Annotated in this window: 20 protein-coding genes and 2 tRNA genes; 10 read left to right on the top strand and 12 right to left on the bottom strand. The window is 57.6% G+C overall.

Annotated elements, in window-relative coordinates:
• Nucleotides 1-34: 34 nt before the first annotated feature.
• Nucleotides 35-1072 carry an SDR family oxidoreductase gene (locus CFT68_RS02825; protein WP_088841906.1) on the bottom strand — a complete coding sequence of 346 codons (1038 nt, stop codon included), beginning with the start codon at nt 1070-1072 and terminating at the stop codon, nt 35-37.
• A gap of 228 nt (nt 1073-1300) precedes the next feature.
• Between CFT68_RS02825 and CFT68_RS02820 the strand changes: the two genes are divergently transcribed.
• Both CFT68_RS02820 and CFT68_RS02815 read left to right on the top strand, forming a co-directional pair.
• The gene (locus CFT68_RS02820) at nt 1301-2011 is read left to right on the top strand and encodes a 16S rRNA (uracil(1498)-N(3))-methyltransferase (RefSeq protein ID WP_088841905.1); all 711 of its coding nucleotides are present in this window, start codon (nt 1301-1303) and stop codon (nt 2009-2011) included.
• A 68-nt stretch (nt 2012-2079) separates the two neighbouring features.
• Nucleotides 2080-2745: a DUF4159 domain-containing protein gene (locus tag CFT68_RS02815; protein ID WP_088843646.1), complete on the top strand. Its 666-nt coding sequence runs from the start codon at nt 2080-2082 to the stop codon at nt 2743-2745.
• 124 nt (nt 2746-2869) lie between these two features.
• Here the strand turns inward: CFT68_RS02815 and CFT68_RS02810 are convergent, their stop codons facing one another.
• From CFT68_RS02810 to CFT68_RS02790, 5 genes are all read right to left on the bottom strand, one after another.
• Entirely contained in the window at nt 2870-3439 is a 570-nt protein-coding gene (locus tag CFT68_RS02810) for a hypothetical protein (RefSeq protein ID WP_088841904.1), read from the bottom strand.
• Between the two features lie 105 nt (nt 3440-3544).
• A complete protein-coding gene (locus CFT68_RS02805) occupies nt 3545-4117 on the bottom strand; it encodes a 1-acyl-sn-glycerol-3-phosphate acyltransferase (RefSeq protein WP_088841903.1) in 573 nt (190 codons plus the stop codon).
• Between the two features lie 85 nt (nt 4118-4202).
• Nucleotides 4203-4976 (bottom strand): patatin-like phospholipase family protein, encoded by a 774-nt coding sequence (locus CFT68_RS02800; RefSeq protein ID WP_088841902.1) that lies wholly within the window; start codon nt 4974-4976, stop codon nt 4203-4205.
• Nucleotides 4977-5070: 94 nt separating this feature from the next.
• On the bottom strand, nt 5071-5919 hold the full coding sequence (locus CFT68_RS02795) for an MBL fold metallo-hydrolase (RefSeq protein WP_088841901.1): 849 nt from the start codon (nt 5917-5919) through the stop codon (nt 5071-5073).
• Nucleotides 5920-6096: 177 nt separating this feature from the next.
• Nucleotides 6097-7044 carry an acetyl-CoA carboxylase carboxyltransferase subunit alpha gene (locus CFT68_RS02790; RefSeq protein ID WP_088841900.1) on the bottom strand — a complete coding sequence of 316 codons (948 nt, stop codon included), beginning with the start codon at nt 7042-7044 and terminating at the stop codon, nt 6097-6099.
• 249 nt (nt 7045-7293) lie between these two features.
• Between CFT68_RS02790 and CFT68_RS02785 the strand changes: the two genes are divergently transcribed.
• Nucleotides 7294-7367: transfer RNA gene (locus CFT68_RS02785), tRNA-Asp, on the top strand.
• Nucleotides 7368-7741: 374 nt separating this feature from the next.
• Nucleotides 7742-7815: transfer RNA gene (locus tag CFT68_RS02780), tRNA-Asp, on the top strand.
• 60 nt (nt 7816-7875) lie between these two features.
• Here the strand turns inward: CFT68_RS02780 and CFT68_RS02775 are convergent.
• On the bottom strand, nt 7876-8808 hold the full coding sequence (locus CFT68_RS02775; RefSeq protein WP_245815258.1) for an ADP-ribosylglycohydrolase family protein: 933 nt from the start codon (nt 8806-8808) through the stop codon (nt 7876-7878).
• Between the two features lie 439 nt (nt 8809-9247).
• Between CFT68_RS02775 and CFT68_RS02770 the strand changes: the two genes are divergently transcribed.
• A complete protein-coding gene (locus CFT68_RS02770; protein WP_141106407.1) occupies nt 9248-9514 on the top strand; it encodes a hypothetical protein in 267 nt (88 codons plus the stop codon).
• A 169-nt stretch (nt 9515-9683) separates the two neighbouring features.
• A complete protein-coding gene (locus CFT68_RS02765) occupies nt 9684-9920 on the top strand; it encodes a hypothetical protein (protein ID WP_088841897.1) in 237 nt (78 codons plus the stop codon).
• Between the two features lie 63 nt (nt 9921-9983).
• Here CFT68_RS02765 and CFT68_RS02760 read toward each other — a convergent pair whose 3' ends face one another.
• A complete protein-coding gene (locus CFT68_RS02760; protein WP_088841896.1) occupies nt 9984-11063 on the bottom strand; it encodes a DNA polymerase beta superfamily protein in 1080 nt (359 codons plus the stop codon).
• Nucleotides 11064-11147: 84 nt separating this feature from the next.
• Nucleotides 11148-11903, bottom strand: a complete 756-nt coding sequence (locus tag CFT68_RS02755) for a nucleotidyltransferase domain-containing protein (protein WP_088841895.1) — start codon at nt 11901-11903, stop codon at nt 11148-11150.
• A gap of 234 nt (nt 11904-12137) precedes the next feature.
• On the opposite strand from CFT68_RS02755, the gene CFT68_RS02750 reads away from it, so the two are divergent.
• The 4 genes from CFT68_RS02750 (at nt 12138) to CFT68_RS02735 (ending at nt 16678) form a co-directional block, all read left to right on the top strand.
• Nucleotides 12138-13082, top strand: a complete 945-nt coding sequence (locus tag CFT68_RS02750) for a gliding motility protein GldB-related protein (protein ID WP_088841894.1) — start codon at nt 12138-12140, stop codon at nt 13080-13082.
• Nucleotides 13083-13179: 97 nt separating this feature from the next.
• The gene (locus CFT68_RS02745) at nt 13180-14904 is read left to right on the top strand and encodes a M28 family metallopeptidase (RefSeq protein ID WP_212590358.1); all 1725 of its coding nucleotides are present in this window, start codon (nt 13180-13182) and stop codon (nt 14902-14904) included.
• 18 nt (nt 14905-14922) lie between these two features.
• Nucleotides 14923-15588 carry a HEAT repeat domain-containing protein gene (locus CFT68_RS02740; RefSeq protein WP_088841893.1) on the top strand — a complete coding sequence of 222 codons (666 nt, stop codon included), beginning with the start codon at nt 14923-14925 and terminating at the stop codon, nt 15586-15588.
• Between the two features lie 49 nt (nt 15589-15637).
• A complete protein-coding gene (locus tag CFT68_RS02735) occupies nt 15638-16678 on the top strand; it encodes a S41 family peptidase (protein WP_088841892.1) in 1041 nt (346 codons plus the stop codon).
• Between the two features lie 257 nt (nt 16679-16935).
• On the opposite strand, the gene CFT68_RS02730 is transcribed toward CFT68_RS02735, so the two are convergent.
• The 3 genes from CFT68_RS02730 to CFT68_RS02720 all read right to left on the bottom strand — a co-directional run bounded on the left by CFT68_RS02730 (nt 16936) and on the right by CFT68_RS02720 (nt 21941).
• On the bottom strand, nt 16936-17724 hold the full coding sequence (locus tag CFT68_RS02730; protein ID WP_088841891.1) for an NIPSNAP family protein: 789 nt from the start codon (nt 17722-17724) through the stop codon (nt 16936-16938).
• An 80-nt stretch (nt 17725-17804) separates the two neighbouring features.
• Nucleotides 17805-20405, bottom strand: coding sequence for a polynucleotide kinase-phosphatase (locus tag CFT68_RS02725; RefSeq protein ID WP_088841890.1), 2601 nt, complete (start codon nt 20403-20405; stop codon nt 17805-17807).
• A gap of 117 nt (nt 20406-20522) precedes the next feature.
• Complete coding sequence (locus CFT68_RS02720; protein ID WP_088841889.1) at nt 20523-21941, bottom strand: 3' terminal RNA ribose 2'-O-methyltransferase Hen1; 1419 nt, start codon at nt 21939-21941, stop codon at nt 20523-20525.
• Nucleotides 21942-22045: the final 104 nt, after the last annotated feature.

Below are 22045 nucleotides of genomic sequence, written 5' to 3'. Positions count from 1 at the left end.
TTGGGTTTACAGGCTCAGGACTAGAGCAACTTTTCTAGTCTTTGTGTGCGTGTCCGTTGCTGGCTTTCTTGCGGCTGATCCAGGCGGCTAGGGCTACTCCGGCGCCAGCTAATAAAGCTGTGCGCAGGGCCGGGCTGCCAGCCGTGACAGCCTGGGTGTAGTAGCTATTTTCGCGGGTGTGGCCGGGGTAATTGCCGCGCTCTTCTAGCTGGCCTAGGGCTTTATCTAAGCCATTGTGGCCTAGGGGCCGCGGCGCGTAATCGGCTTTTTCCTGCTTCACAAAGGACTTCTCCATAAACTTATCGAGTAGCGCGGGCGTCCAGTGCTCCATCCCGATGAAGGCGCGCCCACCACCGCCCACCACTACCGAACGCTCCGGCGTGGTGCAGCTGTGCAGAATAGCGCGGGCCACCGTCTCGGGGGCGTAGGCCGGTGGTGCGTGCTTGGCTTCGCGCTCCATAAAGTTCTTGGCGTGCAGCGGATACGGCGTATCAATAGCCGCTGGCTGAATCAGGGTAACAGAAATAGGGGCGCCTTCCATCTCCAGCTCCATCCGCAGGCCATCGGTGAAGCCTTTTACGGCATGCTTGCTGGCAGAATATATGGTTTGCAGAATAGCGGTAACATCAGACAGGATACTGCCCAGGTTGATGATAGCGCCACCCTTGCTTTTCAGGTGCTTCGCTGCTTCCAGAGAGCCGTAGATCAACCCCCAGAAGTTGGTTTCGAAGAGCTTGCGCATGTCCTCAATCGGCACCTCTTCTACCTTGCCGTAGATAGAAACGCCGGCATTATTGATCCACGTATCGAAGCCGCCGAACCGCTCCTGCGCTTTGCGCGCAATGGCCTGTACCTCTTCCTGCTTGCTGACATCGGCCACCACGTATGTAGCTTGGCCACCGCCGCGGTTGATTTCATCAGATAGCTGACGCAGAGCACTTTCGCTGCGCGAAGCCAGTACCAGCTTCGCTCCTTCTTTGGCGGCCATCCGGGCCGTTACCAGCCCGATACCCGACGAGGCACCGGTAATGACAAGCACCTGATCTTTGAGTTTCTTGAGTTTGAGTTTCATTAGACGTAGTGGTTAGTATAGAAAGAAGAGTAGTTGGCTCCTATGCCGTAGCCATAAAATAATACGCACGAAAGCGTCACCAGACTATCTAATAGCAATATTTTGTAGCATTTTCCTGATTTCAACCGAGTACACAGGCCTAGCGAAACATACTGCGGGGCGGGTGAAGTGACCTAGCCCCCCGACGCCAGCGTGCGGTGCTAGGCGGTTTCCCTGTAGCTTTACGCCATGCCGCATACCTTTTTCGCCCCCGATCTGACTACGCCCCTCTACACGCTCCCAGAAGATGAGAGCAAACATGCCGTGCGCGTGTTGCGCCTCAGCACCGGCGACGCCGTAGAGCTGGTAGATGGTCGGGGCGGTGTGTATAAGGCAGAGGTAGAAACCGCCGATGCCAAGCGCTGCCGCCTGCGTGTAGTGCAGGAGCAGCAAGTGCCGCGCCGGACTTATGAGGTGCACATAGCGGTAGCACCCACCAAAAACCTCGACCGCATGGAATGGCTGGTAGAAAAGGCTACCGAAATAGGAATAGACCGACTCTCTTTTTTGCGCTGTGCCCGTTCCGAGCGACGGGAGCTAAAGCTGGAGCGCCTCCAGAAAATAGCCGTAAGTGCCCTGAAGCAATCGGGGCAGGCGTGGCTGCCGGAGCTGGCAGAGCTGACGGATTTTACCGCTTTTCTGCCCACGGTAGCCCCTGAAACCACTTTTATTGCCCATCTGGAAGACGGTGAGCGAACCCCACTCTCGCACATAGCGGCTCTAGGCCACTCCTGCTGCATCCTGATCGGGCCGGAAGGCGACTTTACCCCGCAGGAGATTGAGGCGGCCTTCGCACGGGGCATTCGCCCCGTTACGCTAGGCCACTCCCGCCTCCGCACCGAAACGGCCGCGCTGGCCGCCGTGCATACGGTGCATATAGCCCGGGAATTGGCGCACTAGGCCACCTGGAACAACTTCAGTATGGCGCCATGTTACTCTCTGCGGAGAAACTCCATTTGATTAGTATGATGCGTAAAAACCTGCTTTTGCTCCTGTTGCTGCCGCTACTCCTAATGGCCGCTTTCCCGGTAGCTTCTAGCTTCCGGATTGCCAAGCTGCACTACGGCGGGGGCGGCGACTGGTATGCCAACAAGACTTCCCTGCCCAACCTCATCCGCTACTGCAACCAGTCGCTGAAGACGAACATAGACCCCGAGGAAGCTACCGTAGAGCTGGATTCGCCGGAGTTGCTCACCTACCCTTTCATCCACATGACCGGCCACGGCAACGTGACGTTTACGGATGCTGAAGCCCGCAACCTGCGCCGCTACCTGATGGGCGGCGGTTTCCTGCACATTGATGATAACTACGGGCTCGATAAGTTTATCCGCCCCGAGATGAAGAAGGTATTTCCGGAGCTGGAATTTGTGGAGTTGCCCTTCACGCATCCCATCTATCACCAAAAGTTTGCTTTCCCGCGGGGCCTGCCGAAAGTGCACGAGCACGATGGCAAACGCCCCCAGGGCTTCGGGTTGCTCTATAAAGGCCGGTTGGTGTGCTATTACACCTTTGAGTGCGACTTAGGCAATGGTTGGGAAGACCTCGGCACCTATCCCGAAGACACACCCGCCACGCACGAAGCTGCCCTCAAGATGGGTGCTAACCTGGTGGCCTACGCCCTCACGCAGGATTAGCACCGAATGCTTTTTACCAGAAAAGCCCTACCAAAACGTATTACAGCGTTCTGGTAGGGCTTTTGTACTCAGTGCCCTTTTAGCAATAAGTCCTAGGCCAGTGCAAACTGTTTAACTGGCCCACTTAGAACTTACGTTGCAGGATTTCACTCAAAATAAACGCATTGCGTAAGTCGGCGGGCGTTTTGAGCAAGTCCCTGATGTTCCGATTAAGCTCCGGCCGGCGGGTTTCATGGCGGCGGGCTTCATCCTGCTTCCAGTAATCATTAGCGGGAGTATCGCGCGTGGCGGCGCGTGGGAGTGTAGAAGCCCGGCGAGCATCGTGGGCGGGCGTTTCCAGGGAGCGGGCAACAACGGTTCGCTCCTGGCTACGGGCCGTCACCTCCGTTTTTTCCTGGCTGCGGGCGGCCTCCCGAGGAAGTGGCCTACCGCCTGGAGTTTTCTCCTCCGAAGCCGGGTTTGGTGCAGAGGCGGGCTTTGCAGGTTGGTTTTGGGCCTGCATCTGCTTCAGCAATTCCTCAAACGAGGTTGCTGGCAGCGGCGCTACCGGTCGCGGACGCCCCGTGCTGTCGGGCTTGGAGAAGCGGCGTTCCTGCTGCTCGCGCTGGGTGGTAGCGCGGGCCTTCTGCACCATTCGCCAAATGAAAATGGCCAATCCAATCAGAATCCAGGCCAGCGTTTGTAGCTTTTCCATACAGCGAGAGTGAACTTGTGAAAGGCGACGTTAAGAGGTGGGGTTGTGCAATAACTCCAGTGGAACCAGGATTCACTACTTCACTTCTCACAACTCCATCTTTGTCTAACGTACGCCTTTTTCAGGGAAACGAGCCTGCTTGGTGCGGTAGAAAGCCTTGATTTCCTCCAGATCTTTCTCGTAGTCGCCGGTAGGCCAGAAAGGGCCGGCTACACCTGCTTCTTTGTTTTTGTAATCGAGGTAGCCGAACAGAATAGGTACGCCGGCACCCATGGCGGCATGGTAGAAGCCTTTACGCCATTTGGGTTGGTAGGAGCGCGTGCCTTCGGGTGTTATAAGAATCACCAGTTCGTCGCGCTCATTGAACATCTGGACCATGGCATCTACCAAGCTGTTGTTCTTGCTCCTATCCACGGCTAGGCCACCCAACGACCGCACCAGGGCTCCCAGCACCGGAAGGGTGGTCCACTCCTTCTTAATGGTCAGCTTTACGTCGATATCCATTAGAAAGAAAGCGGCCCGGGCGAACATAAAGTCCCAATTGCTGGTGTGAGGAGCCGCAATCATCATGCTTTTCTTAATGTTGGGGGGCACTGCGGAGCCCAGGTGCCAGCCCGTTATCCAGAACCAGAATTTGGAGAAGAGGTACCAGAAGGTAGAAGTTTTGCGTGCAGCCATGAAAAAGAAATACGGTAGCCGGTTAAAGAGCGCTACGTAAGGTCAAAGCTAGAGAAATGTTGCGGATGCTCATCTATGAGGCTTTTTAGCTAGCCTGCAGCAGCTTGGCCAGATCATCGGCCCGGCTTAGGGTGTAGCGGTAGCCTATTTCGAACAGCTCGGGTGCCCGGCGGTAGCTCATGGTGCGAAATCGGCGCAGTTCCGTAGGCTCCAGTAGTATCTCACATTGTTGCTTGCTGATAACGGTATTTCCCCCAATGGCCAGATTCAGCGTCCGTTCAATCACGCCGCGCAGGTTGTTGAATTGCGCGTCCGGATTGGGTGGGTTGCAGTGCACGCCCACAATGCGTAGGCCAGGGTGCTGGTGCTCTATCAGCGCTTCCACCGGTAAATTATTGAGTAGGCCACCATCCACGAGTTGGCGCCCCATATACTCAACTGGCTTGTACAGAATAGGAACGGCCGAAGAGGCCAGCAACGGCGGCACCACTAGGCCACTCGAAAACCGTACGGAGGTACCTTCCACCAGATCCGTAGCAACCAAGGTAAGCGGCAGCCGAAGTTGCTCAAACGTGCAGCCTACTCCCAAGTGCTTTTCCAGTAAGGGCCCCACGCCATCTATCCGGAACAGGCCATAGCGGCTCAGTGCTATCCGGGTTATCTGGGTGATGTTTACTTCCTGAAACAGGCGCAGAATCTCACGGGGCGGCACCCCAGCCGCGTAAAACGTAGCCGCAATGGCCCCCGATGATACGCCGGCCAGACGCCCAATAGGCAGGCCCAGCTCATCGAGCGCGGCCAGGACCCCCAAATGCGCAATGCCCCGGGCGCCGCCGCCGGAAAGTGCCAACCCTAACATAGAAAGCTCGTGGTAGAAAAGTGGTTTGGAGCTTAAACGCAAATTCGATGAATTACCTCATGCTTTCAGGCCGAACTCCATCCAAACACCTGGCTTACAGCTCGCTTAATCGAAAGGAATCCGCCAGCCGAACTCCCTTGTCGGTGTGTTGTACCGTTATGCATTCCACGTTGGGGTCGTGCTCCAGCACCAGCACCCAGTTTTCATCAGCAGCCCGCCGCAGCACTCGCTCCTTTTCGTCCATCGTTACGAGGGGGCGCACATCGTAGCTCATCACATAAGGCAGCGGCACGTGCCCGGCGCTTGGGAGCAAATCGGCCATAAAAGCCACGGTGCGGCCTTTGTATTCCAGCACGGGCAGCATCATTTTTTCGGTGTGGCCATCAGCCAAAACGATTTCCCGGAAGCTGGGCAGCGCATCGGGTATTGCGGCAGAGGAGCTGATAAACTGCAGATGGCCGCTTTCCTGAATAGGAAGAATATTTTCCCGCAGGAAGCTGGCCTTTTCGCGCGGGTTAGGCGTCACGGCCCAGTTCCAATGCTGTTCATTGCTCCAATAGGTGGCATTCGGGAAGGCCAGGTCCAGCTTACCATCCGGCGTGCGCACCACCGAACCGCCGCAATGGTCGAAGTGTAAGTGGGTCAGGAATACGTCGGTAATATCGGAGGAGGTAAAGCCCAGCTTCCGCAGCGACTTTTCCAGCGTATCCTCACCGTGCAGGTAGAAATGCCCCCGGAACTTCTCATCCTGCTTAGCCCCAATACCATTATCCACCAGCACCAGCCGCCCCCCATCCTCCACCAGCAGGCAGCGCATGGCCCAAGTGCACATATTGTTCTCGTCAGCGGGGTTCAGCTTGTGCCACATGCTCTTGGGCACCACGCCAAACATGGCGCCGCCATCAAGCTTAAACAAACCGGTGTCGAGGGTGTGAAGGGTCATGGGTGGGAGTTTTGCGGAATGAATAGAAAAGCAGACTGTAAAGGAATAAAAAAGAACGTCATCCTGATGCCGGAAGAATCTTTTCAACGCTAAACGACTGGCCTAGCAAACCGTTCCGCGGTGAAAAGATCCTTCCGGCGTTAGGATGACGCTTTCAGGGTAGCTCTGGCAGGTGCTTTATTCCAGCACCACGCCCATATTCGAAAACTTCTCAATACGCTGGTTTACACGCTCTTCGTGAGACAGCGCCTCCAGTTCGTCGAGGGTTTTGAGGATGGTCTTTTTCAGGGTTTTGATCATGGTGGCCGAATCTGTGTGAGCACCACCGAGAGGCTCCTTCACAATGCCATCAACCAGGCCAGCCTTCAACATATCGGTAGCGGTAGGCTTCATGGCCTCAGCGGCCTGTTCTTTATAATCCCAGGAGCGCCACAGGATGGTAGAGCAGTTTTCAGGCGAAATCACGGAATACCAGGTATTCTCCAGCATCAGCACCCGGTCGCCGATGGCAATGCCCAAAGCACCACCCGAAGCTCCTTCCCCAATCACGATGCAAATCACGGGCACCTTCAGCAGGAACATTTCCTTCAGGTTGCGGGCAATGGCCTCGCCCTGCCCCCGTTCCTCTGCCTCTAGGCCAGGAAAAGCACCGGGGGTATCAATAAGCGTGACGATAGGCTTCCCGAACTTTTCGGCCATCTTCATCAGGCGCAGCGCTTTGCGGTATCCTTCGGGGTTGGGCATCCCGAAGTTGCGGAGCTGCCGCTGCTTGGTGTTGCGGCCCTTTTGCTGGCCAATAAACATAATAGAACGGCCATCAAGCTCCGCGAAACCGCCCACCATGGCCTTATCGTCGGCCACGGTACGGTCGCCGTGCAGCTCGATAAACTTTTCGGACATACCCTCGATATAGTCTAAGGTATAAGGCCGATCGGGGTGGCGGGAGAGTTGCACGCGCTGCCAGCGGGTCAGGTTGGCATATGTTTCCTTTTTGAGGGCTTTAATCTTGTTCTCAAGGGCCACTACGGCTTCCGAAACATCTACCTGGCTATCGAGGGCCAGTTGCTGCATTTCACGGAGCTTGCCTTCGAGAGCGGCAATAGGTTGTTCAAAATCGAGGAGCATTGCCACGGCAGGGAGGGTCTGGTTGCGGGGTGAGAGAAGAAAGCAAAGGTAAGCGAAGCCATGCACACGGCGCACGCTCTACCCCCGACGATTTTTCTAAAATTTTTCTCCCTGAAATACAGGCGCAAACAATCTGCACCGCTTCTTTTTTATGTCTTTTTTGCCCGTACTGTTGCACAGCCGGAACCAGTCCTCTACTTTTGCATCATCAAAACGGAAGGACACACGGTCTGACCAGTTGCGATAACCGGTTCGGTAGTTCAGTTGGTTAGAATGCCGCCCTGTCACGGCGGAGGTCGCGGGTTCGAGTCCCGTCCGGACCGCAAAGGCCCTTCAGAGAAATCTGAAGGGCCTTTTGCTTTTTCCGCCCCTCACCTACTGGCCTAGCGCACACTCGCCTGCTTACTCTGCAGAACATGTGTTGCTGTAGCCGGCATCTTAGAAATACACTGCTTAAGCAACCTGCTCGGGCAGACTTATTTCACATCGTTTTCTTCTGTGGGCAGAGGAATGGGCTGATGAAGCGACGAGTGAAAATTATTTTTCAACTCTATCCTGTTTAGTAACAGAGCAGTAAGCGCAAAAACCGGCCTATAGAGCCTGGTATCGCATATTTTTGTTTGCACAGTCAAAATAGGCCTTCTATATTTGCATCATCAAAACGGAAGGACACACGGTCTGACCAGTTGCGATAACCGGTTCGGTAGTTCAGTTGGTTAGAATGCCGCCCTGTCACGGCGGAGGTCGCGGGTTCGAGTCCCGTCCGGACCGCAAAGGCCCTTCAGAGAAATCTGAAGGGCCTTTTGCTTTTTCCGCCCCTCACCTACTGGCCTAGCGCACACCATCTCCGAGCGACATCCGATGGGCTAAGTCCTCAATATCCTGGCGGCGGGCCAGCACCCGCAACCACTCGGCAGGAATAGCTGCTTCTCCGTAATTCAGCCCTGCTAGGCCACCAGTTACGGCTCCGGTAGTATCCGTGTCGTCGCCGAGGTTGACAGCGGCCAGCACCGTTTCGGCATAGGTACTATAGCGCAGCAGGCACCATAGGGCCGCCTCCAGAGTATGCAGCACGTAGCCGCCGCTATTTATGGCCGCAGCAGCTATATCGGGCAGGCGGCCGCTCAGAATGCGCTCAAACTGATCAGCTTCCCGCGCCGGAATATTAAGCGCATACAGCTGAGCCGGGACCTCCGCACATAGCTTAGCATAGGCCTCTGCCGGGGTTAGCCCTGCCCGCAGATGACGGGCCATTTCCAGATACAGAAAGCAGGCCACTGCGGAGCGGATATGCCCGTGCGTGATGGCTGATACCTGGGAAATCAGTAGAAATCGGCTTGCCAGGGGCATTTCGGGTTGATAAAAAGCCAGAGGCAAAATCCGCATCAAGGAGCCATTGCCGTTGCTATATTCATCGGTGCCGCCAGCCAGCGGCGAGCCTTCCGGGTTTAAGCGAAGCTTATCCAAGGCCTCACGCGTGGTTATGCCTATATCGAAAACAGCGCCGTGTGGCGTCCAGAGTTGTTCGAAGTACCAGCGGCAACTTGTTTGCGCCAACTTACGCAGTGTGAAGCCATTGGCAATGGTTTCGGCCAGGCAGAAAGTAAGCGAGGCATCATCGGACCAGGTTCCGGCAGGCTGATGGTGGGTGCCATAGGCCCGCATGTGCACCACAGGGTCTTGGAGGCGGGCAGCACGGCTCTTAAACTCAACCGGAACGCCCAGCGCATCGCCTACAGCCAGGCCCAGCAATGCGGCTCGCAACTGAGCAGTACAAGTAATTGGAGGATACGTGTTCTGGTGATCTGACATTGGGACGCTTCAGATTTATCGGATGACTGCATTACTGCTAGACTTGCGAAATGTAGTTTAGCAGCGCTAAAACGGGGATAAAGTCGGTCAAAGGAACAGTTCTTCTCAGTAGCAAGAAAACCTTGGTGCGGCTATTGCGTTGACGGGCGCGTGCCGGCTCTGCCAGACTACAGTTAGTAGGGCCACTCCTCCAAGTATAAATAGAAGAAAACCAAGGACTAATAAACCGACTGTATCTGGCGGACGCTAACGCTCCGTAGCCGCGTACGTTTGGTAGCGAAATTAATTCCGCTTTTTGGTCTGCTTTTTTTTCTATTATCTCGGAATATGGCCAGACTTTTGCCTGCTTTCTTTTTAGTTCCGCACCCCTCGCGCATTTCACTATTTTTTTATGGCAAGATTTTTTCTTCTCCTCTGGGTATTCCTGATGGCGCTCGTCGACATCAGCCCGGCTCTGGCCGATCAGGGTGGTCCCGCAGCCCGCGCGAAGATGCGGGGCAAAACCTACGTGCATCGCCCCAATTACAAGTACTACTCGCGTAAGAAGCGTACCAAGCACAGCCGTCGCTGGTATCAGTTCTGGAAGCGTCGCAAAGCCAAGAAAACTACGCCGGCGCCCAAGCGGCCCTCGCGCAACACGACCATCGGCGCAAACTAGGTTTTCGCGTTAGCCCATAAGCAAATGGCGTCTCTTTCCAGCTTTGGAGAGAGACGCCATTCTTGTTTTTGCGCAGGCTGCAGCGGACTGCAGAATCATCTTATTGTTGAGGTGCACAATTTTCACCCCTGATAATAAGTTAGATAGGTGCTAACCATTTTCCTGCACCATGACCAGAATCCTAATTCTCTTCTTCGCCTTGCTCATGGTAGGCGCCGCCGAACCAGCAGAAGCGGCCCGCCCTACCGCCTATGCACGCGCCAAGATGAAAGGCCACTCCTATACGCACCGCCCGTTTTACAAAAAGTACAAGGGCAGCAAATCCAGCAAAAAGCGCCGTGGTCTGTTCGGCAAAAAAGCTACTTCCTCTAAATCCACGTACCGCGTAGGCCACTCTACCCGGTAGCGCTGTTTCTTCGAAGAAGTAATAAAAGCCGGTCGGGTGGCCTAGCGCCATCTGACCGGCTTTTTAGTGACCTGCTGCTTGCTGGTAGAATGCCCGCCGCACCTGAATCAGCAGTTGTTCCGTGGCTTGTTTGTCCGGTGTTTCGGGTAGCGCGGAGGTGGCGAAAGCGGCTTCTACCCGCTCTACCAAGGCGTCGGCTTCGCTCACTAATTGTTCGTACTCAAACTCGCCCCGCCGGATTTGCAGCAGAAACTCCCGGTCTGGCCGCCGCACCTGGAGCTGGCCAGAGGTGGCTATTTCCTCCGCCATGCGCAGCAGCCGAAACACGTGCAGCATGTTCTTGGCATCGTAGTTTTTGCCGTGCTGCACCGTATTCTGGTAGCGCTCGGCGTTGCGTTTCTGCACCCACTCATGGTACTCGCGGTACACGCGGCAGTAGGTACTGTAGCCGTTGCGGTTGAAGCTAAGGTAGGCCACTGGCACCTCCCCTTTCGGCACGGCCGATAGCTGCACATCCTGCGACGTTTCGGCGTCGCGGACGAGGCCGCGGTAACCGAGGGAGCCCGCCGGCTCATCTACGAATAGCGCATATAAATCGGTGAGGTGCGGCACCTTCGCCAGGCCACATTGTGCCGCTGCCAGGTCCTGCCGCGTCAGCCACTGGCCTACGGGCTGCGCACCGGCCCCTACCGTTACGTAGCAGAAATCCAGCACCGACTTGCGGCTGGGCGGCTCTGGGTGGTTGATTTTCTTGTTCAGGCCCCGCGCCTTTCGAATCTGGGCCACGGCATACTCCGCGAAACTCTGCCGACAGAGCTTGGATAGAAAATTCTCCGCCCGAAACCCTTCAAATAACGGATGCCGATACACCACGCAGTCGGCGGGAGTGCCCAGCAGCTCCAACACAGTAGGGTTGTTTTTGAGCAGCAGTTCTACGAAGCGCCGTAGCTCATAAAACACTTCGTCGTTGGTCTCATTGGCTATCTGGGGCACATAGTCGAGCCCGTAGAAATCCGCTTCAGGCAGAATAAACACACCTTTTAGGTCAGTATCGGAATGAGGCAGATGAGTGCCGTAAGCGCGGCTGCCACTGATAGCTTCAAAGAGAATCAAGCCACGTTGGCGCAGGTCGGAAATAGTCATAATAGAGGTAGCGCGGACTGGGCAATGCGCGTATCGACGAAGTAGTTGAAATCAATGGGCTAAGCGCGAACTACCTTGCCGGCGCTACAGCCATGCCCGGAATAGGTCGTTTAGCTTTTGGGTGGGGTCGGTGCTTCGCACTAGGGGCAGCTTCTCGCGGGCTGAGAGTATAGCCCGGTACTCCTCCTGTAGAAAGGCAACCAGAGCCGTTGGGCGCGCTACGGTCGTTTTCTCGTTGGCGGTGGCTTTGCGGGCCAGCAATTCCGCCACTTCGGCATGCAGTTCCAGTGGCAGCAGTTCGTGTAACTCCCGCAACTCCATCGGCGGTACCGATGTAGGCCGCTCCCGAATCCAGCGGGCGGCCAGCGCCGAGCGAAGGGCGTAGAACAGCCGCTTCAGCCGCACTTCTTCGCCTACCAAGTCGTCCTCTACGCCTCGGCGCACCAAGCCCGCATAATGGTTGAGGCCGGCCCGCGAATTCCAGCAGTTGGCTAGGTGTGGTTGTAGTGCTTCCCGAAACCCGGCCGCCTCTGCATACACCACCGGCGACTGTAGCCACTCGAAGAGGGCCGCATTGGAGCCGCGCAGCAGTTTCAGCGATTTGCGCAGTTCCCAGCCGGCCAGGTCCAGCTCCTCATCGACGGGGAAGTTGAGCGTATCCGCGCCTTCATCCAGCGTCAGGTACCAATCGCCTGGGTGAGCGTAGATAAAGCGCACGTCGAAGTCGGAATCCGGCGATGGAAAGCCCCAGGCGCGGCTACCCGACTCGCAGGCGTATAGAACACGAATATGGTGGCGGGCTTCGAGCTCAGTGAGAGCCGACTGGATACGAGCGAGCATAGAATAAAAAAGGCAACTGCGGCTAATAGCCCGAAAGGTAGCACCAGCTCCCGTTGCGGCCGCAACAACTGCCGGCTAGGCGGCTTCGGAAACACACCAGCGCGTGTATATTTGGCTGAAGTGCTGTGCAGAGCGCCGTAAAGCATGACGTGCTTTATAGTCTCAAAATCCTTGCTATCCACACTCCTAGGCCACTCTTCCTGCTAACTATCAAATCAGGTATAGCTCTATCGTATGCGCCGTTTGCTGCTCTTCTGCTTATTGCTCACTATAGCTTGCACCAACACCCAGCTTGCGCAGGTAGAAGAGGTACAACTGGTCACCACCGACCTTGACAACTTCTGGGCGGCCTACCCCGCTGCCATGCGCGATACGGCGCAGGCCTACCGCGTATTCGAGCAACAGTATTTCGCAAAGGGCTCCCCTGGCCTACTGGATTACTACGAGCGTCGGTTCAAGAAAAACCCGGTGCTCTTTGCCCGCCGCATCACGAAACGTCCGCGTTACTACGCCTCCATCCGGAACCACATGCTGGACGTAGCCGGACAGAAGCCGCAGATACTGGCAGCTTTTCGGCGGCTGCAGGCGCTATACCCGGCCGCCCGCTTCAGCAACATCTACTTTCTGGCAGGTGGCTTTTCCGGAAGCACCGCCCAACCCCCTGGCCTCCTGATCGGGACTGAGCATGTGGCCTACGGCCCAGGAGTGGACACCTCGGAACTGACCCAGGTAGAGCGCAACCGCAGTGGTCTGGTAACGGACATACCGTATGTGGTAACCCACGAAATGATCCACAACGTGCAGCAACGCGCGCAAGACAATCTGCTGAGCTATGCTACCCGCGAGGGCATGGCCGATTTTATAGCCGAACTGGTAACGGGCTCCCTGGGCACCAATGCCCGACTACACACCTATGGCAACGCCCACGAGCAGCAACTTTGGGCTGCTTTTCGGCGGGAAATGCGTGGCAGCCATATCCAAAACTGGCTGGCTAATGCACCCCAGGAAACCCCGGATAAGCCCTGCGACCTGGGCTATTACGTGGGCTACAAAATCTGTGAGAGCTACTACGCCAAAGCCACCAACAAGCAACAAGCTGTGGCCGATATGCTCTCCACTACAGATTTCAGCAACTTTCTGCAGCAGAGCGGCTACGCACAAAAGTGGAGCGAACAGTAGCGCTGCAACCGCTCAATGCCTTACATTACCGGCATCCTAGGCCACTCCTCGCTACTCCATTGCCGGTGACGGCTCCACCAGAAACCAGAATTTCCTGATGGTTCTCCCCTTCTTGCCCTCTCCTGCCCGCCCGCTAGCGGCGGCTTTCATGCTAGGCCTAGGCCTGTCGGGCTGTCAATCTCAGTCGGACAACACAGCTGCTTCCACTTCTGACAACACGCCCGAGACAACGGCGGCATCTTCCGCAGCTGCGCCAGCCATCACGGCGGCCAGCATCAGTAAGTATCTGCAGGCTATTTCCTCGGATGAGATGTTGGGTCGCAAGCCGTTTACTGTGGGCGAAGAGCGGAGCACGAAGTATCTGGCCGATGAGTTCAAGCGCCTGGGCCTGAAGTCCGGCCCCGATGGCTCTTACTTCCAGCCGGTGCCGCTGGTAGAAATCACAGGCACACCCAGCCCCACTCTGCAAATCAAAGGCAAAGGACAGATGTTGAGTTTCCAGTACAAGACCGATTTTGTGGCCTTCACCCAACGGGAGCAGCCCCAGGTAGCCGTCACGAACTCCGAGCTGGTGTTTGCTGGCTACGGCGTAGTAGCGCCCGAATACGGCTGGGATGACTACGCCGGCCTCGATGTGAAAGGCAAAACTGTGGTAGTGCTGGTGAATGACCCCGGCAATGCGGGCAACGACACGACCCTGTTCAACGGCAAGGCCATGACCTACTACGGCCGCTGGACCTACAAATACGAGGAAGCCGCCCGCCACGGTGCCGCCGGCCTGCTCATCGTGCACGATACGAAGCCCGCAGCTTACCCATGGTCGGTGGTGCTGAGCGGGGCCGTCAGCCCCAAGCTGCGCGCCCAAACCGCCAACAAAGGCGCCGACAAGTGTGCCCTGGAAGGCTGGCTGACTCTAGATGCGGCTAAAAAGCTGTTTCAGGCGGCCGGCCAGAACTACGACCAGCTCTACGCCGCCGCGAACACCAAGGGCTTCCGGGCTAGGTCACTCGGTGGGCTTACGCTCACGGGCAGCATCCAGAACAAGCTGCGGCGCCAGACTTCGCGCAACGTGCTGGCCGTACTGCCCGGCACCACTCGCCCCGAGGAATATATCATCTACTCAGCCCACTGGGACCATTTTGGGGTAGGCAAAGCCATTGCCGGCGACTCTATCTATAACGGGGCCGTGGATGATGGTACTGGCCTAGCGGCGCTGCTCAGCATTGCGGAAGCCTTCCAGCAGGCCAAAGAGAAGCCCCAGCGCAGCATCGTGTTTCTGGCGGTAACCGGCGAAGAGCAAGGCCTGCTGGGCTCGGCCTACTACGTCCAGCACCCGCCCTTCCCGCTCAACAAGACTGTAGCGGACCTGAATATGGACATGCTCTGGCCCTACGGCCAGATGAAGGACCTCACCGTTATCGGCTACGGACAGTCGGAGCTGGAGGACTACGCCCGCGCCGCCGCCAAGGAACAGGACCGCTACGTGCTGCCCGACCAAACGCCCGAAACGGGCATGTTCTACCGCTCCGACCACTTCAGCTTTGCCCACGTGGGCGTGCCCTCGCTCTACGCCAGCGGCGGTTTCGAGAGCCGCACCGGCGGCAAGGAAGCCATTGCCAAACAGCGCCAGAACTACACCACCAACATGTACCACAAGCCCGCCGACCAGTTCGACCCCAGCTGGGACCTGAGCGGCATTGCCCAGGATGCCCAGCTCTACTTCCGCGTAGGCCAGCGCCTGGCCAGCGAAACCACGTTCCCGCAGTGGCGCGCCGGCTCGGAGTTCAAGGGCGCTCGGGCTAAGAGTATGGGTCGCAAGTAGACGCGTACACCTTATTGCATGGATACACAGGAAGTAATACGCCGCTTGTCTTCCAAGACCATAGAAGAGCAATTAGCCGTTTTGAGAAATTTGCTAAGCGAGGCCCCCTCACCCGAGGTCTATCCGCTTTTGCTGGCAAATCTGACCAGCCAAGATGATAGTGTGGTGTTCCTTAGCCTTGACATTCTGGTGAAGAAATATCCACACGCAGTGCACCAGGACGCAGTATTGCTTACGCCTCAACTTGTAGCTCTGCTTACCACTAATCATGGGCCTATAGTCGACAGAGCTATCTGGGGACTTAGCATTACCGGACCAGATTCAGTGCGGATATTGATTGAGTATATCCTTCAAAGTACGGATGACAATCACCTGGAAATGGGTATTTGGGCGCTGGGCAAGAATGCACACATTCGCCAATATCCGGCCTTGGTAGTTGATACCGTACGCGCTCAACTCAGCAATATCAACCCTCAAATTCGGAATGCTGCATTGAACGCATTGATGGGTATGTGTCCTCTCAGACCCTTTCATCGATTAGATGCTGAATCCTATAATTTTGAACCCGTTTATGGGGAACTGCAAGTAGTAGCTCAGGACTTCTTGGAATTAGAAACCACGAGAGAGGGAAAAGAGTGGCTTGGTCGATATCTGGAATTGCTCGACAATCGAAATAAACTTTAAACATTAACCTTGCAACCAACCATTTGTCAGTAACCTGCATCTTCCCGGCATGAAGAAACCAGGATTACTCGTGCTGCTATTCGTTGCTACCCACACGGCCCATTGCCAAACAGTACCGGCCTCGCTCCCCGATTCCGTTAAAACCTTCCTGGATAAGAGCCTGGCGTTGCTGGAGATGTATTCGCTGGAGCGTGGCACTGTAGACTGGCCGCAGCTGCGCCAGACGGTGTACCAGAAAGCTCAAGGGGCGCAGTCGGTGCGGGAGTTGCTGCCAATTTATCCGTATGTATTTGAACAGCTGAAGGATGACCACGGCTGGCTGACCTACCAAGGCAAAACCTACAAGTGGCGTAATACAGCGCGCCCGGCCTACTCCAATGTGGCCGTGAAAGAAGCACTGGCCAAAAAGCCCGGTGTGCTGGTGAAGATGCTGCCCGGCAATGTGGGCTACATTCAGCTGCCGGGCATAAATGCCGGAGGCAGCCTGCAAGCTATGCGCGACGCAGCCAAAGTGGTGCAGGATTCTCTCTGCCGCATCAACCCCGACAAAGCCAAGTCCTGGATTATTGACCTGCGCCTGAACGACGGCGGTGCCATGGCGCCCATGTTGGCCGGCATTGCGCCGTTGCTGGGTGATGGCCACCTGGGCGGCTTCGTGGACAAGGATGGCAAGCCCGATCAGCAGTGGTACCTCCGGCAGGGCAACTTCTATATGGATACTATGCGCGTGACTACCCTGCAGAACCGCTGCCCTGCCCAGCGCACCGATAAACCCATTGCCGTGCTGCTCAGCGGCCGAACGGCCAGCTCCGGTGAAATTGTAGCCATAAGTCTGAAAGGGAGGCCCAATACCCGCTTTTTCGGTGAGCCTACCTACGGCGCTACCACCGCCAATGAAAGCTACCGCATCAGCGGCACGTCGTACCTCACCATTGCCGGCCTGCAAGACGCCGACCGCAACCAAGTGGCTTACAAGTCCCACCTTACCCCCGATGTGCTCATCAGCGGCGGTGACAATTTCACGGACCTCAACAAAGACACCAAAGTAGCTGCGGCGCTGAAGTGGCTGAAGAAACCTAAGGGCAGGTAGTAATGCCACGGGGCTAGCTACCTGCCCTTTCTGATTACCTACAACCGTCGGCCCAAGTTCTATTTCTCCAGCGCCAGTACCCCGCACACGAAGTGGTGTACCCCCTTAGCGGCGTGCTGGCCACAAACCATTCCAGGGATTCTACCAAGACGGCAAACTGGCCTCAGGCCCAGCTCGGCATTCCAGTGGCCTAGAGCACGCCCGAAGCTGCTAAGCATGAATCAGGCTATGACAGAAGGAATTATCCCTCCCTTACTCTAAAGGCCCGAATACTCAGTTTGGCGCAGAAAAACGATGTCGATGTGTGACACGTTGTTCTGGTACTCGGGCAGGCTGGACAGCTTTTTCCACTCAGGGTCGCTACCGAAGGCTTTCCAATGCGCTTCGCGGGCTTGCATGTTAGCAAAAGTGGTCATGTATAACAGGTTCGGCATTTTCGAGCCGAAGATTACTTCTCCGTAGAAAACGGCGTTGAAGTCTAGTCGAGCGAATAGCTTGATTTCCCCGCCTGCATTAAACATCTGGACTTTATTGCGGAATATCTTCTCGCTGGCTCCTTCGTAGCTCCGCAATTCATACACGCGTTCGTTCTTGGGGGCATTGAGCCGCGGGGTCATTAAGCTGGTCATCTGCTCGAAAGGCTTGATGAAAACCGTTTCCAGGCGGCTGTAGGCCGGATTGTTGTGGGCGGTATTTACGTAAGCGCCCCCGGCGGCCACCAGTTTCGTGGTAGTTTCCTTGGCCACGTTCTCCCACTGCTTCCAGGATGAGTAAGGAGTCAGAACGTAGATCCGTCTGTCAGCGGCCGTATCGTTGCCAATGGGTTTGAATACGCCAATAGTAGCAATACCAGCGGCGCGCAGCGCCGGCATATACTGGTGCTGTAAGAAACTGTCAATTACCGCTTCCTGCCGGCTGGTTTTGAGGTGATATACCTTAAGCTCCATATAGGCGGGCCGCGCCGCCAGGGTGCCGGCCGCAGCAGGTCCTTTACTTAACCCAAACGCTACGAGAATGGTAAGAACCACAAGGTGAAGCTGTTTCATATAGGGGCAAAGTAATGAATGACTACAAGGAAAGCATACTCTGGTAATTAAGCCCAACTAAATCCGGACGGGCTCATGCCTTACAACCGCGGGTCCACGGCCTCGCTTTCCAGGGCCAGCACCCCGAATACGCATTGGTGCACTTCCCGTAGCGGGGCGCCGGCCACAAACCGCTCCAGGCCTTCTACGCCGAGGGCAAATTCGCGCAGGGCCAGGTTACGCTTGCTTTTCACGGCCCGCTCGCGCAGGCGCTCCAGGTTGCCGGGCAGCAGGTAGTCGGGGCCGTAGATGATGCGCAGATATTCCCGGCCGCGGCACTTCAGAGCCGGCTGCACCAGATTTTGGCGGCCCCCCGGGATGAAATCATAGGGCTTGACTACCATGCCTTCGCCGCCGGCCGCGGTGAGGTCGGTCCACCACTGGGTGGCAGCTTCCACATCGGCTATATCCTGCAGATGCACCACCCGGTAGGGCGTGGCGCGGAGCAGGCCTTCATCGGCGAGGCAAATGGCACGCAGGGTTTCCATGTGCCAGGCGTGGTCCTTATCGAAGTAAGTGCGGCCCTCCGTAGCAAGCAGGTGGAAGGGCGCCAGCCGCAAATCCGCAAGGCTTTCTACGGGCCAGCAGTAGCGGCGGTAGGCCTCGGCGTAGTGCTGAGCGGCGGCTTGGCGGGCCGAGGTACGCGCCAACAGCGCCTCTACGCCCTCTAGGCCACGTGCGGTGGCTTGCGTGAGCACAGCCGCAACCTCAGGCAGGGCGGCCGTGGCGGCAGCGGCTACGGCGGCGTATTGATTCTTGATCAGCTCCTGCGCCTTCGCCGACCACGGCAGCAGCTCGGCATCCAGGCAGATCCAGTCGGTGTGGAACTTCTCCCAGAAGCCAGCCGTGGTCAGGGCCTCCTGCAGGCGCGTCAGGAAAGCGGCTTCTAGGCCAGTATCCGTGAAGAAGTTGCGGCCAGTGCGGGTATAGCACTTGCCCGGCCCCTCGCCTACCACCCCAAAGCGGCGGCGCGCAGTGTCCTTATCCCTGGCCAGCACCACTACCACGCGGCTGCCCATATGCTTTTCCTCACAGACCACCCGTTCCAGGCCTTGCCGACGGAAGTAGTCGAAGGCTTCGGTGGGGTGCTCCAGCATATCGGGGAGGGCGCTGGTTTCGGAGGGGCTCATGGTGGGCGGCAGGTAGAGCAGCCACTTCGGGTTCAGGGCGAAGCGGCTCATGACCTCCAGCGCCGCCGTGGCGTTTTCCTCCCGAATGGTCACGGAGGGCAGCAGGCGCGTCTTGATAATCTGTTTGCCGGTTACGTCCCGAATGTCGAGCAGATCGTCGTGCTGCTGCTGGGCCGTGAGTTGGGCGGCATCTGCGGCCACTTCTGCGGGGCGCAGCGGGCGGACGGGCTCGCAGTACACCTGTGTGGCGGGCACGGAAATCAGTTCCCGCTCGGGGTAGCGCAGGGCCGTGAGGCGGCCCCCGAATACGCAGCCGGTATCAATATCAATCGTATTGTTGAGCCACTCGGGGTCCGGTACGGGCGTGTGGCCATACACCACCATAGCGCGCCCCCGGTACTCCGAGGCCCAGTTGTAGCGCACCGGCAAGCCAAACTCATCGATTTCGCCGGTTGTTTCCCCGAACAGCGCAAAGGCCCGCACGGCGCCGGAGCCGCGGCCCTGCATTTCTTCGCGCATGCCGGCGTGGGCCACCACCAGCTTACCGCCATCCAGCACGTAGTGGCTCACGAGGCCGTCCAGAAACTGCCGCACCTGGCTCTTGAACGAGTCGGGCTCGGTAGCAAGCTGCGCTACTGTTTCCGCAAAGCCATGCTGCTCATTTACGGTTTTGCCGTTGAGGTAGCGCAGCAGTTTGATATCGTGATTGCCGGGCACGCACAGCGCTAGGCCACTCTGCACCATGTGCATCACTAGGCGCAGCACCTGCGGCGAGGCGGGGCCACGGTCTACCAGGTCGCCCAGGAACAGCGCCCGGCGGCCCACAGGTGCCGTCACGCGCACTCCCAGGTCGCGCAGATCCTTCCGCTCTTCGGTCTCCACCGCATAGCCTAGGCCAGTCAGCAGCTGGACCAGCTCCTCGTAGCAGCCGTGCACGTCGCCGATGATGTCAAAAGGACCGCTATCCTGCTTGCGGTTGCTGTAGAGTGGGTCCCTAATGATAGTTTGTACCGCATCAATTTCCTCGGAGCCGTGCAGGTGGTAAACGTGCCTGAAACCTTCCTGCTTCAGCGTTTTGAGAGAGCGGCGCAGCTGCTGGCGCTGCTGCGGCACCACGTGGCGGCCCATGTGCTGGCGCTCAATGCGCTGGCGGTTGCGGTCTTCGGCCAGGCGGTCGGGCACATCCAGAATGATGGCGGTGGGCAGCACGTGGTAGTCGCGGGCCAGCTGCACGAGGGTTTTGCGGGCCTTAGCCTGCACGTTGGTGGCATCAACCACCGTGAGCAGGCCGCGCTTAAGGCGTAGGCCTACCAGGTAGTGCAGCAGGGCAAATGCCTCGGGCGTGGCCGATTGGTCGTTCTCGTCATCGGCCACCAGCGCCCGGCACTGGTCCGAGGATACTATTTCGGTGGCCTGAAACAGCCGTCGGGCAAAGGTAGATTTACCGGCTCCGGATGTGCCAATGAGAAGCACCAGCGAGAGTTCGGGCAGCTTAAGAGTATGCAAAGACATAATCGTATAATCAGGAAAGAAAACGGGCAGATACAGTGGATTGCGCACGCACCCGAACAGGCCTAGGCCACGCCTTTCAGCACTTGTTCCCGGGGAAGCATTGCGCCAGCTGCTGCTCTACCGCTCAAATACCGCTAATTGCGAGGGCGCGCCTACCTCCGCGGCTTCCGGGCCTAATGGCTCCACTCGCACCCGGTACCCGTGGCGCGCAGCCACACCAGTGGCCCACTCGATAAACTGGGCCCGCGTCCACTCAAAGCGGTGGTCGGAGTGGCGGAACTGGCCGGCGGAAAGGGTTTCGTACCGCTGATTGTAGTCGGCGTTTGGCGTCGTCACGAGTACGGCGCCGGGCTGGGCTCGCGCAAATACGACCTGCTCGAAAGCCGCCAGTCGGGTTTCATCCAGGTGCTCAATTACCTCGACTACGGCGGCCGCATCGTAGCCCGCCAGGCGCGGGTCGTGGTAGAGCAGGGAGCCCTGGGTAAGCGTGAGCCGCTCGCGCTGGCGCGGAGGCATCTCTCTTACGTGCAGCCGCTGCTGGGCCCGCTCCAGCTCCCGCCACGATACATCCAGGGCCAGGATATGCTCGATGTGCGCCACCTTCAGCAACCGGCGCACCAGCTTACCTTCCCCGCAGCCCAGGTCCAGCACCCGCTTCGCCCCTATGCGCCGGATTTCTTCGGCTACGCGTTCCAGGCGCAGGTCGTGCAGGTGTTGCTTGCCCGCTGCCTGCGCATCGTCCGGTTCGGTTTCAGCCGTTTCCGCCAGCTCCATTGACGTCTGATCGTCCGGGGCCAGCTCATCGTAGGCCAGTAGCCGCTCCAGCGTGGGGTTTACCAGCTCCGCAAACCGCAGGTAGCGGCGGGTAATGTACTCTCGCTCCGGATGCTGCGGCAACCACTCCCCTCCCCGGTGCAACAGCTTTTCGGCCTCCGACTGGTCTAGCCAGTAGTGTTTGTTGTTGTCGAGGACGGGTATGAGCACGTAGAGATGCGTCAGCAGATCACGCAGGCGCAGGGCCGCATGGCGCAACCGCAGCGTAAAGTAGCGGCTGTTTCCCCATTCCGGCATGGTGGGGTCCAGGGGGTGGGCCTGCGCATCTACCTCGTAGCCCAGGGGCCCGAACAGGTGCTCCAGCTGCTCCACGCTGGCGGCCGGCATCACGGCCACAGTCGCCTCAAAGGGCAGCAGGAGCTCTGGCAGTTCCGGGCGGTCTTTGCAGGTGCCGTTCATGGCCGTGTTAAACGCTTTGGACAGAGCCGAACTCAAAAACGAAGAAGCAGCATAGGGCCGGTCGTTGACGTATTGCTCCAGGGCAAAGCCGTCGCCGGCCGGGCCACGGTGGTTGCGCACCAGGGCAATAGGGTCGATATCAAGTAGGAGGGCCGCCGTGCACCGTTCCGGCGTAGCCTCGGGATAAAAGATGTGCGCCTGCCCGTAGGCCACTTCCAGCGTTTGCAGACGAGCCGGATTTTTGTGCAGCAGATAGCCCAGGTCAGTAGCGGGCTGGTGAGTGGTGGTAATCGTAAGAAGCATCTGATATATAGCAGCGCAGATAGTACACGGCACCGCCAAACGAGGCGGGCAGCTGGCAAGATACTGGTTTGCTTGGTTAAGCCGAGGCAGTGGAACGGCTCTCC

Origin of the sequence: Hymenobacter gelipurpurascens (genome assembly GCF_900187375.1) — a bacterium.
Classification (GTDB): domain Bacteria; phylum Bacteroidota; class Bacteroidia; order Cytophagales; family Hymenobacteraceae; genus Hymenobacter; species Hymenobacter gelipurpurascens.
The sequence above is the reverse complement of the archived record's forward strand: the minus strand, read 5'-3'. Positions and strand labels throughout refer to the sequence as shown.